General features: G+C 66.7%; 8 protein-coding genes. 5 read left to right on the top strand and 3 right to left on the bottom strand.

The window, feature by feature from the left end; translation table 11 throughout:
* The first annotated feature begins 76 nt into the window (after nucleotides 1-76).
* The 4 genes from ASD25_RS04835 to ASD25_RS04820 all read left to right on the top strand — a co-directional run bounded on the left by ASD25_RS04835 (nucleotide 77) and on the right by ASD25_RS04820 (nucleotide 5,378).
* Nucleotides 77-2,332 carry a polysaccharide biosynthesis tyrosine autokinase gene (locus ASD25_RS04835; RefSeq protein WP_082560017.1) on the top strand — a complete coding sequence of 752 codons (2,256 nt, stop codon included), beginning with the start codon at nucleotides 77-79 and terminating at the stop codon, nucleotides 2,330-2,332.
* Between the two features lie 68 nt (nucleotides 2,333-2,400).
* Nucleotides 2,401-3,582: a hypothetical protein gene (locus ASD25_RS04830; RefSeq protein WP_156376898.1), complete on the top strand. Its 1,182-nt coding sequence runs from the start codon at nucleotides 2,401-2,403 to the stop codon at nucleotides 3,580-3,582.
* 148 nt (nucleotides 3,583-3,730) lie between these two features.
* Nucleotides 3,731-3,958 (top strand): hypothetical protein, encoded by a 228-nt coding sequence (locus ASD25_RS04825; RefSeq protein ID WP_156376897.1) that lies wholly within the window; start codon nucleotides 3,731-3,733, stop codon nucleotides 3,956-3,958.
* A gap of 37 nt (nucleotides 3,959-3,995) precedes the next feature.
* Nucleotides 3,996-5,378, top strand: coding sequence for an O-antigen ligase (locus ASD25_RS04820; RefSeq protein ID WP_156376896.1), 1,383 nt, complete (start codon nucleotides 3,996-3,998; stop codon nucleotides 5,376-5,378).
* 27 nt (nucleotides 5,379-5,405) lie between these two features.
* On the opposite strand, the gene ASD25_RS04815 is transcribed toward ASD25_RS04820, so the two are convergent.
* The gene (locus tag ASD25_RS04815) at nucleotides 5,406-6,227 is read right to left on the bottom strand and encodes a metallophosphoesterase family protein (RefSeq protein ID WP_082560016.1); all 822 of its coding nucleotides are present in this window, start codon (nucleotides 6,225-6,227) and stop codon (nucleotides 5,406-5,408) included.
* Nucleotides 6,228-6,398: 171 nt separating this feature from the next.
* Here ASD25_RS04815 and ASD25_RS04810 point away from each other — a divergent pair, with 171 nt between their 5' ends.
* Nucleotides 6,399-7,427 carry a M48 family metalloprotease gene (locus tag ASD25_RS04810; protein ID WP_055827753.1) on the top strand — a complete coding sequence of 343 codons (1,029 nt, stop codon included), beginning with the start codon at nucleotides 6,399-6,401 and terminating at the stop codon, nucleotides 7,425-7,427.
* A 23-nt stretch (nucleotides 7,428-7,450) separates the two neighbouring features.
* On the opposite strand, the gene ASD25_RS04805 is transcribed toward ASD25_RS04810, so the two are convergent.
* Together ASD25_RS04805 and ASD25_RS04800 are read right to left on the bottom strand one after the other, a co-directional pair.
* Complete coding sequence (locus tag ASD25_RS04805; protein ID WP_055827749.1) at nucleotides 7,451-9,655, bottom strand: AGE family epimerase/isomerase; 2,205 nt, start codon at nucleotides 9,653-9,655, stop codon at nucleotides 7,451-7,453.
* 74 nt (nucleotides 9,656-9,729) lie between these two features.
* A complete protein-coding gene (locus tag ASD25_RS04800; protein ID WP_235561697.1) occupies nucleotides 9,730-11,748 on the bottom strand; it encodes a S8 family peptidase in 2,019 nt (672 codons plus the stop codon).
* Between the last annotated feature and the right edge of the window lie 230 nt (nucleotides 11,749-11,978).

The following is an 11,978-nucleotide window of genomic DNA, read 5'->3' as shown; positions in this document are numbered from 1 at the left end:
AAAACTCGCGCTCACTACGTCCATACGCTAGAGGCGTGTAGGGCATCGTATCCAAGTCAAAACTAGGTAATCAAGAATGTTCGGCGAAGGCGACGCTGCGAAACAGGGCGGAATTTTCAGGGGTGCCGCTGCCCCCGGGCCGTTTGGCCCGGTCGATACACACCGCGCCCCGATGTTCGGCGGAAACGAGGCGACATTCGATATCGCGGAGTATTGGCGACTCGCGGTCAAGCACCGCTTCCTGATCCTCGGCTCCCTGATCGCGGCCCTGGTTCTGGGCGCGGTGGCGACACTCCTCATGACGCCAATCTACCGGGCGTCGGCGACACTGCAGATCGATCGGGAATCGGCGCGGGTCCTGAATGTCGACGAAGTGCAGCCCCGGGAATCCATGGTCCAGGGCGAAGAGTTCTTTCAGACACAATACGGCTTGTTGCGCAGTCGTTCGCTCGCCGAGCGTGTGGTCGATTCTCTGGGCCTGGCGAACTCGGACGCCTTTCTGGAGCAGATGAAGGTCGAGCCGCCGGCCGAAGAGGGCACGGCGGCCGCCCGGGCGGCCCTTCGCCGTGAGGTAGTGGTCCAGACCCTGCTCGGCAATCTCGACGTGGCGCCTGTGAGGGGGTCGCGGCTGGTCGTCGTCTCGTTCGAAAGCGCCGACCCCCGTCTGGCCGCTCGTGTAGCGAACGCATATGGCGAGAATTTCATCCAGGCCAATCTCGATCGCCGGTACGAATCCTCGGCCTACGCCCGCACTTTCCTGGAAGACCTGATCGCCCAGACAAAGACGAAACTCGAAGCCGCTGAACGGCAATTGGTCGCCTACGCCGCCGCCCAGCAAATCATCAACGTCCGCGAAGCGGATAGCGCCACCGGCGCCGAATCCCAGTCCCTGGCCTCGGCGAACCTTTCCAGCCTCAACAACGCCCTCGGCGTTGCCCGGGCAGCGCGCCTTGCGGCCGAAGCAAAATGGCGGCAGGCATCCGGCGCGCCCTTGATGAGCCTCCCCGAGGTGCTTCAGAATCCGGCCATCCAGCGTCTGGCGGAAGAGCGGGCGAAAGTGGACGCCGAGTATCAGCAAAAGCTGCAAGTCTATCAGCCTGCCTGGCCGGAAATGGTCCAGCTCAACGCGCGGCGCGAAGAGCTGGATAGCCAGATCAATACGATTGCCGGGTCGATCCGGAACTCCATCCGCGGTCAGTATGTCGTGGCTGTCGGCGAGGAGCGCGGCCTGCAGAACCAGGTGGAGGGGCTGAAAGGCCAGGTTCTCGACCTGCGGGACCGAAGCGTTCAGTACAACATCCTTCAGCGCGAACTGGACACCAGCCGGACGCTCTATGACGGGCTTCTGCAGCGATACAAGGAAGTCGGCGTGACCGGCGGCATCGCTTCCAACAACATTTCGATCATCGATCAGGCAGAAATTCCGGGAAGTCCTTCCGAGCCCCGTCTGTTGCTCAACCTCCTCCTCGCGGCCCTGTTCGGCATGGGGCTTGGCGTCGCCGCCGCCTTCATTCTGGAAGCACTGGACGAGACGTTGGCGTCGCCCGACGACGTGGAATCCAAGTTGGGCCTCCCCACCCTCGGCGTCATCCCGCTGCTGGACCGAGGCGAGACTCCGGCCACGGCCCTGAACGACGTAAGGTCCAATTTCTCCGAGGCCTATTATTCGTTGAGAACTGCATTGCAGTTCTCAACGCCGAACGGCGCGCCTTCGACAATACTGGTCACCAGTTCCAAACCCGCTGAAGGCAAGTCCACCACCGCCTACGCCATGGCGGTCAATCTGGCTCGTCTCGGCCGGCGCGTGCTGCTTGCCGACGGGGATCTCCGGAACCCGTCTATGCACCGCGTGATGGGCGTCGAGAACGACGTGGGGATGAGCAATCTGCTGTCGGGCTCTGCCGACCTGCAGACGCTCGCCAAGCCCACTTCCCAGCCGAACCTGGACTTCATCCCCTGCGGCCCGCTCCCGCCAAACCCCGCGGAACTGTGGGGCGGGGATCGCTTGAAGCTGGTGCTCGCGGAGGCCGAAGGCGTCTACGACCACATCGTAATCGATGGTCCGCCCGTCCTGGGTTTCGCAGATGCGCCGCTGCTCTCTTCGGCCGTCAGAGGAACGCTGTTCGTTCTGGAATCCAAAGGCACCCGACGGGCCCAGGCTCGCGGCGCCCTTCGCCGGCTGTCGATCGGGGGCGGTCGGATTCTCGGGGCCGTTCTGACCAAGTTCAATACCAAAACGGTCCAGTACGGCGGCTATGAGTACGCCTACGACTATAATTACGGCCCTGGCTCCGAAGGGAAGGACAAGAGCCGTAAGGCCAAAAAGCGGTGATTAAGGAGGTCGCCAACCGCCGGGGGCCGGGGAGGTTCCCGGGCGAGAGGCTGCTTTGGTATGGCTGCGTGGTTGCCGCCGTGTGGCTGGGCTGGGAGATCGTCAAGGTTCCGGTTGCAGACCGTGCGGCGCCAGCTCTGGCGGTGAGGCTTTCGCCCGCCTCCCCCGAAGTTCTTCGCAAGGCGGCCGAGAGCGAGTTCGCCCAGAAGCGCTTTGAAAACGCCAAGGCGCTGGCGGACGAATCCCTGTCGCGAGCGCCCTTCAACGCCCGCGCCTTGCGGGTCAGGGGTTTGGTCGAAGCTCAAGACGCTGGTGAACAGCGCGCCGATGATATCCTCACCTTGGCGGGAAACTGGAGCTTGCGCGACGATCCCGCACACGCCTGGTTGATGGAAAACCGCCTGCGCCGGGGGGACTATGGTTCGTCCTTCGCGCACGCCGATACCTTGGTCAGGCGCAGGGAAGACCTGCAACCGCAGGTGTTTAACCTGTTCACGACGGCCGCCCTGTCGGATCCCCGGTCGACGCCGCACCTTACCCGCCTTCTGGCGGCCGGCCCGTCCTGGCGTCCCGCGTACCTGAACTCCCTTCATGCGCGAGAGGACGGCGATCCGGTCCTCGCGTCGCTGGCGATCGCCCTTCAGCCCTCCGCCCGGCCCTTTACCGATTCCGAGCTGGGCCATCTTTATCGAATGTGGGCCTCGGAAGGCCGTTATCCGGGCATTCGTTTCCTGCGGGGTCAACTCAACCGTCCTGCGGTGGGACAGGCATTGCAGAACGGCGACTTTAGCCAGGAAGCAATTCCCGATTTTCTGCCATTCGGATGGCGCCTGGGAACCGCGGCGGGGATTTCGGTCCAGATTACCGAGGACGACGTGCGACAGGACGATAATGCTCTCCGCGTGGAGTATGACGGGCGCCGCAACGATGTCTTCGCCGAGCAACTCCTGGTTCTGGACGCCGGCCCGCACGTCCTGACCGGACAACTTCGCGTGGAGACGGCGACCCAGGACGTTCGCATGCAATGGCGAGTGCTGTGTGCAGAATCCAGCGTGGTAATCGGAGAAGCCGGCGTGGATGCCTCGCGGGCCGTCGGTGGAACCTGGCGAGCCTTCAGTATCCCTATCGCCGTGCCGGGCGAGAATTGCTCAGCCCAATGGCTGCGCCTTGAGGCCGTTCCGGGTGACCGCCGGACACAAAGCGTTGTGTGGTTTGATCGTTTGCGGATCAGCGCCGGTCGCCGGCCCTGATCCCGCCTGACCGGGAACAGAACCGCCCGAACCAACCTTTTAGTGGCGGACGGGCACTTTTCCGCCTTGCCGCTCCGATTGATTGAACATATAGAATACAGCCGAATGATTGGCTCCAGGGCCAAATTCACCACAGAAGGGGATTGAGATGCGTAAGACTATTGCTGCCGTTACGGCGGGTCTGTTGCTCGTTGCCGGCCAGGCCGCCGCGGCTGGTTCCAGCGATGTTGGCGCTCGCGTTGGCGATCGCGTCGGCGCCTCGGCCGGAGAAGCAAGTGAATTTGCCGGCATTCCGCTGCCGGTTCTGCTGATCGGCACTGCCGTTCTGATCGCCACGATCGTGGTCGCGACCGACGACGACAGCGAAAGCGACTAAGACTGTTCTGGACGCATAGAAAAGCCTGTAACTTTTCGTGCGCTACAGATTGAGGTTAAAGGACCAGCAAAGTCTCGCCGCTATCGCGGCGATGGTTTTGCTGGTTTTTGCTGTGCTGTTTGGCGGAGCCAGCCGGGCTCACGAGCTCCGTCTGGCGCTTGTTGAACTGGCCTCCTTACCGCTTCTCGTTTTTGCTTTTGGCCAAATGTCCCAATCGGATGGATGGCGCATCCATCGATTCAGCCTGGCTCTTCTGGGTGGTCTGGCGGCCCTTCCCCTGATCCAGATCCTGCCCTTGCCACCGGGCCTGTGGACCTCGCTCCCGAACCGCGAGCAATTGGTCCTGGCGCTCGATCTCGCGGGCCTCCCTGCTGGATGGTCTCCTTGGTCTCTGACCCCGGACAAGACTTGGCGGTCCTTCCTGGCGCTCCTTCCGCCCGTCAGCATGTTCCTCGGCGTCCTTGTCGTGACGGCGGAGTCCCGACGTCGGCTCGTCTATGCGATACTGGCGGCTACGACGGCGGCGATCATGCTCGGTACGGCGCAACTCGCCAGCGGGGGGGAGCAACTCTATCCCTGGCGCACGACCGACGCGGGAGCCGTCGTGGGCTTCTTCGCGAACCGCAATCATCTGGCCACCCTCTGTCTCATCGCACTGCCCTTCGCGGCGGTTCTCGGAGCGCGGGTCATGCGGCGCGGCCGCGGCTCCAACCCCTGGGCTCTCTGGCTATCCTTGTTGCTGATGGGCCTGATCGTTGTTGCGCTCGGGGTCATCCGGTCGCGGACGGGGATTCTGTTGCTGGCCCCGGTACTCATCGCCAGCCTGCTCGCCGCATGGACCGCCGCAGGCCGTGGACGGCCTCACGCGTTTCTATGGGGCGCAGCGGGCGTTTCCGCCGCGGCAATCACGGCCGTTGGCGTTCTCGCCCTGGGACCGATCCTGGACCGCTTTGACCGTTTGAGCGCAACGGAAGGGCGGCTGGAGAACTGGCCAATCGTCACCGCCGCTGCGGAGGCGCATCTGCCGTTTGGCTCGGGCATCGGATCGTTTGACGCGGTGTTCCGCTCGGTTGAGCCGCTCGCCCAACTTGATCCGACCTTCTTTAACCAGGCGCACAACGACTATTTGGAGACATGGCTCGAAACCGGCTGGTTCGGACTCGCGTTGATGGTCGGTTTTCTTGCATGGTTTGCACGACGGGCCTTCAGTGCGTGGCGGGGCGAAGTCGGAACCGATCGGGACCTGCAGCGCGCTTCGACCATCGCCATAGTCGCGGTGCTGGCTCACTCCGTGGTCGATTATCCCCTGCGGACCGTGACAATCGCCACCATCTTCGCCGTGTGTTGCGCGATTCTTGAGCTGGCCGGGCGAACGGACGGGGACGGAGCTGCACGCCGGACCGAGCGGGGGCGGGTCTGACTCCGCCGGTCTTGTCTGCAGCCGGCGTCAGACGGCGCTGAGGCACGAACCGTTTACCGAGACCGAGTCTCCTTCCGGGTCTTTCGTGGCCTGGATCAGCCAACGACTTTCGCCGGAGAAACGAACTGCGGACAGGACGCCAGAAGCGTAGGCCTTGGTGTCGAGTCCTATTCTTCTGTGGTCCGAGTGAACGAACCGCGTTGGCGTATGCCCGTGAACGACGACGCGCTCGAAGGCCGTTTCGCTGTCGAGAAATGAATTCCTGATCCACATGAGGTCCCGGGAGGTTTGGCGGTCCAGGGGCTGTCCCGGCCGAGCGCCCGCGTGAACGAAGAAGTAGTCCCCCACCGTGATGGAGAGTTCGAGGCTCTCGAGAAAATGGCGTTCAGGCTCGGCAAGCATGTGATCCAGGTCGGCGCTGACGCGTGCCCAAGCCTCGGGCTTGTGTCTGAGGTGAGGCAGTTTCAGGCCATAGGAGGCCAGGGTCGCTTCTCCGCCAAACTCGCACCACTGGACGCCGACGGATGGGTCCTGCAGAAAATCCAGCATCGTCCTCTCATGGTTCCCCATCAGAAAACGCCACTCGATCCCCTCCCCCCCGTCCAGCTCGGTCAGAAACCGGATCACGCCGCGGGAGTCTGGCCCGCGGTCGATATAGTCGCCCAGGAAAATTACCATTTTGCGACCGCGCGCCGCGCGCGCCTCGTCACGGATCGCGCTCACGAGAGCATCCAGGAGATCCAGCCGACCATGGACGTCGCCGATTGCCCATATGGTCTCGCCAGCCGGGACCGCCGGCCTGGTGGGGGAACCTGACGGGACTTTACGCTTCAGAAATCGTGAGATCATGCTTCACAAAAGCTCGCGCTCGGCGCGTGTCCGGTAGCATACGTCATGGGACCAGCTCTTATCGCCTTCTTGTGTCGGTAACGTGGTCCGCCGCCAGCCACGGATAGACGCCGGGGCCCCGCATGTCCATTGTGTCTTGAACGTCTGCAAGACGTCGGCCATGACGGGCAAATGGGTTTCGCGCTCTCTTCTGCTGAGCAATACCGTCGGTCCTCCAAGCGGATGCTTGTGATCGCGATGGCGGCCGTTGCGGCGGCCTGCAGTCCTGCGCGCGTGGGGGAAGCCCTGGACTCCCGGCCTGGCGACAATGGTCCCCAGGCCCGGCTGATGGCGTTGACGGGGCTTGACCAGAGGGTTGCTGATGCTGCGTGGCGACTGAGTCTGGCTAATGCGGCCTTGTGCCCACTGACGCGCCAGTCTGCGGGGTGGATGCTGCATTCCGCCAACCAGTACAGCCGGGAACTTAGACCTTTTGCCGAAGCCACGTTCGGCCTGACCGGCGACTTGCCGGGCATTCTCGCCGTGCCCGATGGTTCCCCCGCAGCGGCTGCGGGGCTCGGCGTCGGCGATCTGATCATGGCCGTAAACGGCCGTAGCCTCGGCCAGGGCGTGATTGGCGGCGGGCCCTCCATCACCGGTCTCGATCATCACCAACAGCAAATCGACCGGGCTTTGGCAGAGGGGCCCGTGGTGCTCTCCGTCAGCAGGGACGGCGAGAGCCGGATAGTCAGGCTCGAGCCTCGGACCGCATGTGGCTACGACGTTCAGGTCAATCCATCGGACGAACTGAACGCTCGCGCCGACGGTCGGCGATTGTACATAACCAGCGCCATGGCAGCCTATGCGGCCAGCAGGGAGGACCTGGCCCTGGTGCTCGGTCACGAGCTTGCCCATCACGTGCTCGGGCACCGCGTGTGGCACGAAGCGGGGGAGTACGGACGTCAGACCGGCCGCCCAAGCATCACCAGCGAAGGTGGCTCGGAACGCGCCGCCGACCGGGCGGGGCTGTATCTGATGGCACGCGCGGGCTTTGATACTTCGGGCGCTGCGGCTTTCTGGCGTGCCTTCGGGCGGGCGAACTGGCGTGTCCGGTTTCCACAGCTGAATCATCCGACGGCTGAAACTCGTGCATCGGCGCTGGAGGCCGTTCACCGCGAGATCGAACTCAAGCGGGCGACTGGCGGCGAACTCCAGCCCTGACTCTGCCGCACCGCTGAACAGACTCACGCCGGCATGGACAGCCCGGATTCGGGCAGAACCCCCGCCGACGCCCTCGCCTGCTCCCACGCGACCATGATGTGGTACAGTGAACTGGCCGGTGCGGGCTCGTCGACGAAGCCGCCGTCGGCCCGCATCTTGTCGCGCCACAGGCCCGACGGCTCGAGATAGCGCTGCAGCCCCGCCATCGCCTTGCGCGCGTCGTCCAGCAGCAGAATCCGGCGACCGCCTTCGGCCGTCTCCGCCAGGATCAGCGCCGCCTTCAGCCGCTCGGTCTGTGGCCACAGCCGAGCCTGATCCGAGCGCACCGAAAGGTCGTCGTTCAGGGCGTCCATGGCCACGCCGCGCCCCTGATCCACGCCGCGCGCGCCGATGTCGTAAAGTCGAACCGCCGCCTCCCGAGCCCATGTGTCGCCGCGCAGCCGGCTCCAGCGCGTCAGCAGCCAGGCCCACTCGAACTGATGCCCCGGCTCGATCAGCCGGCCGTCGTCGGCCGGCGCCGGCCGCCATTCGGCGTCGAAGAACTCGCGCAGGAAGCCGGCCTTCGCGTCGATGAAGGCGCGCCGGGCCAGGGCGACGATCTCGTCGGCCATCTCCCCCCATCCGCCCTCGGGCTCGATCGCCTCCCACGCCAGACAGGCTTCGAGCAAGTGCATGTGGGCGTTGGCCTGATACGGATGATCGCCCGTCTCACGCCATCCACCCGCGGGAGCCCGCAGGGCCGCGAGGGCGTCGCGCAGGGCCTCGGCCCGCTCGGCCATCATGTCGGCAGCGATGCCCGCCCTGGCCGCGGCGGCGAAGGCGAACAGGGCGAAGGCCTGGTCATAGAGGGTGGCGCTGTCGTCCAGCACCGCGCCGTCCGCCGACACCCTGGTCCGGTACAGACCGTCGGCGCGCCGGTTGGTCGCCTCGAACCGTTCGAGGCCCCGGGTCACCAGCGTCCGCCATGGCCCCGCCCAGCCGGCCGCGCCCGCGACCGCATAGACATAGGCCTGGCGCCCCTGCACCCGCGCCCTGCGGAAGTCGCCGACGGGCTGGCCGGAAAGGTCGATCGCCTCCCGGAAGCCGCCGTCCTCGTCCACGCCCAGGGCCGCCCAGACCGGCAGGGCGTTCAACCGCATCCAGCTGTCGAAATAGCGTGCGCGCTCCGCCAGCGTCCCGCCCGCCTCCCACCGGCCGTGCGCATGCGCCGGAGACACCTCGCGGAGCCGCTCGACCAGCGCCTTCACCTCCTGCGCCCGGTCCAGGCTGCAGACCAGGACGGCGTCGCGCTCGGCGATGATGGCCAGGTTGGTCGCGCCGACGGTGGCGACGACCATGCCTTCCGCCGCGCGCACCAGGCCGCTGTCGCCGTCCGCCGCGATCCAGACGCCGCGGCCGCCCGAGCCGGCCTGCGCGACCGCGTCCCAAGCCCCCAGGTCAGACCAGCGATAATCGACCGGCAGAACCGAGATCCGGCGGCTGTGCTCCATGACCGCATAGTCGATGGAGATCTTCGGCGCGGTCCGGAAGGCCGGCGACAGCAGGACGACACGGCCCGCGTCCCGGGGAACCGCCACGCGGGCGACACGGGCGACCTCGGGCGCGAAGGCGTCCAGCTCGTCGAGCAGGTCCGCGGCGCGCACCATGAAGTTGCCGCTGTTCCACAGATAGCCGTCGCGAACATGGCTTTCCGCCAGCGTCCGGTCCGGCTTCTCGACGAAGGCGGCCACGGGCGAGAGGCCGGGCCGCTCCGGCCGGATATAGCCATAGGCCGACGACGGCCCGGTCGGCCGGATGCCGAAGGTGACGATCCGCCCCGCCTCGGCCGTCGGCAGCGCCTCAAGCACCGCCCGCCGGAAGGCTTCGGCGTCGGGAATGTGATGATCCGACGCCACGAACAGCGCCACGCCGTCCGGCGCCTCGCGCGCGATCCAGGCGGCCGCGGCGGCCATGGCCGGGGCCGACTCCCGGCCCTCGGGCTCCAGCAGCACGGTGGCGTCCAGCCCGAGCGCCGCCAACTGATCATCGACGAAACCGCGGTGGGCCTGGCCCGATACGACCAGCAGCCGCCCGCCCCCTTGCGTCAGGGGCGCGGTCCGTCGGGCGGTTTCCTGAAACAGCGACAGGTCGCTGGCCAGGTCGATGAACTGCTTCGGCCGGGCCGGACGCGACGCGGGCCACAGCCGCGTGCCCGCTCCGCCGCACAGGATGACTGGAAATATCGCCACGCTCGCCCCCTCTCAGGAGCCATAGACGCGGGATTGGCCGACGGCAAACCCGCCCCGGCCCGCCGACCCGCGCCCTAGAACGTCTTCCCCCAGCTTCCCATCAGCGTCCAGGTCGTCGGCGACGACCGGACGTTCTGATCGTCCCGGGTGACCAGCGCCCGCAGATTCAGGGCCGACCCGTCGCCGAGCCGATGCACGCTGCCCAGCGACATGTCGATCTGGCGTCCGCTCGGCGTCGCCGAGAAGGTCCGTTCCGAGAAGGCCGGCGTATCGAAATAGCTCGCCGGCGCATCGGCCAGATAGGCGCTGAAGACCCCGCTTTCGGTGCGCAGCGGCTGGGCGATGGACCAGGTAAGGCTTTCGCAGGCGAAGCCGAGCCGGTGGCAGAAGGTGGTCAGGCCGAGCGCCCAGGTCGAACTCAGCGCCGTCTCGGACAGGCTCAGGAACCGGCCCTCCAGATCGGTGCGCGCCCAGCCCATCTCGGCGTTCAGGAACAGGTTGGAGCGCAGGGCGAACTGGCCCGACACCGAGCCGAAGGTGGTGTTGCTGGGCAGGGCGAAACCCGAGTCCAGCGGCGCATAGGAGCCCAGCGGCCCCATCTTCTCGTCCAGCCCGCCGACGGCGAAGCGCAGGCGGCTGGTCGGCGAGGCCTGCCAGTCGGCCACGAACCGCGCATAGCGGGAGACGTCCTCCTCGCGGGTCTGGAACGGCATGGCCCGGTCGCCGACGCCGGTGTCCGCGGTCAGCGTCACGGCGCCCAGCCGCACCGCGCCCAGCCAGGCCCGGTCGACCTGGGCCAGGGAGGCGAAATTGTCCGCCGCGCCGAGGGAGAAGGGCGAGCGCGCGCCGTTGCGGCCCTGCCAGACGGCGACCAGTCCGGGGCCGGCCGAGAACTCCATCATCACGTCCTCGCGCCGGCGTTCGTCCAGCCACGGGGTGATGACGCCGGTCGAGGTGACGAGGTCGTAGGCGCTGTCCTCGACGGCGGCGCTGGTCGTCAGCGACAGCGTCGATCCCATCGGGCCGGCGGTGGTCAGACGCGCCTGCTCGCGCGGCGCCTGGGGCAGCATGTTGGCGACGCCGCGCGGGGCGAGGCCGTAGCTGGCCGCCAGATTGACCCGGAACAGGCGGTCGAAGTCGTCGTGGCCCACGGTCTGCAGGCCCGGAGCGGAGCGGATCGCGTCGCCGAAGGCCCCGCCCGTGTAGGCGTAGCGTTGCGAGGTGACCGAGACGGTCTCGCCGCTCCTCATCGCCACCGCGGTCGAACCGATCGGCTGGAAGGCGCGCGCCAGATCCAGCAGGCCGCGCCCGTAGATCGGATCGACGCCGGCGTCGCCCGTGTCGCGCGCCGAGGTCAGCAGAATCTGGAGCGCCTGACGGCCCGTCAGGTTGGGGAAGGCGTCCAGCAGCAGGGCCAGGGCCCCCGCGACGGCGGGCGCGGAGAAGGAGGTGCCGTTGATCCGGTAGCAGACGGTCCCGTCGCAGTTGGTGATGACGTCCACGCCCGGCGCGCTGATGAATTCGTTGGCCGAGACGCCGGCCCGGTTCGAGAACCCGGCGATCTGGTTGGCGCTGTCGTGCGCGCCGACGACGATGATGTTGCCGAGGAACCGCGGATCGGTGGCGTAGCGGCCCGGCCATTCGGGGCTGGGGCCGGATTCGTTGCCGGCCGCGATGGCGAAGACCAGCCCGGCGTTCACCGCCCGCTGCATCGCCGCCTCGAACACGCCCCCGAGCGGTGTGTCGCCGCCCAGCGACATGTTGATGATGCGGACGTTGTTGGCGATCGCATAGTCGATGGCGCGCGCCAGGTCGGAAGACCGGAAACAGACCGTATCGTCCGGATCGGTGCAGTCGCTGATGTCCGAACGGATGGAAATGACGGTGGCCTCATAGGCCACGCCGATGGTGCCGAAGCCGTTGAAATTGGAGGCGACCACGCCGGACACCATCGTGCCGTGGGCAGGTGCTCCGTTGGTTCCGACCGTCCCCGTGGGGGTGTTGCGGCCGGGAACAACGTCGGTCGACAGAGGCGATATCCTTCCCACGAGATCGGCCTGATTAAAGTCGATCCCCGAGTCGATGACCCCCACATTTATGCCCAGACCGGTCGCGCCCGTGTCCCAGGCGGCGATCGCATTGATGTTTGCGACCCCATAGTTCCGCAGATATTCCGCCGAAGTCGCGGACGGTCCCGGCGCGGGCGGCGGCGGAGGGGGCGGCGGCGGCGGAGGGGGAGGAGGCGGCGGGGGGGGCGGAGGAGGCGGCGTAACGATTCCGCCCCCTCCGCCGCCGCCGCCCCCGCCGCCACAGGCGGCGAGCG

Source organism: Brevundimonas sp. Root1423, from assembly GCF_001426805.1.
The sequence above is the reverse complement of the archived record's forward strand: the minus strand, read 5'-3'. Positions and strand labels throughout refer to the sequence as shown.

What these genes read in the sequence shown, in the direction of transcription:
- ASD25_RS04835 (WP_082560017.1), top strand. Translation starts at nt 77, where the DNA reads ATGTTCGGCGAAGGCGACGCTGCGAAACAGGGCGGAATTTTCAGGGGT.
- ASD25_RS04825 (WP_156376897.1), top strand. Translation starts at nt 3,731, where the DNA reads ATGCGTAAGACTATTGCTGCCGTTACGGCGGGTCTGTTGCTCGTTGCC.
- ASD25_RS04815 (WP_082560016.1), bottom strand. Translation starts at nt 6,227, where the DNA reads ATGATCTCACGATTTCTGAAGCGTAAAGTCCCGTCAGGTTCCCCCACC.
- ASD25_RS04810 (WP_055827753.1), top strand. Translation starts at nt 6,399, where the DNA reads ATGGGTTTCGCGCTCTCTTCTGCTGAGCAATACCGTCGGTCCTCCAAG.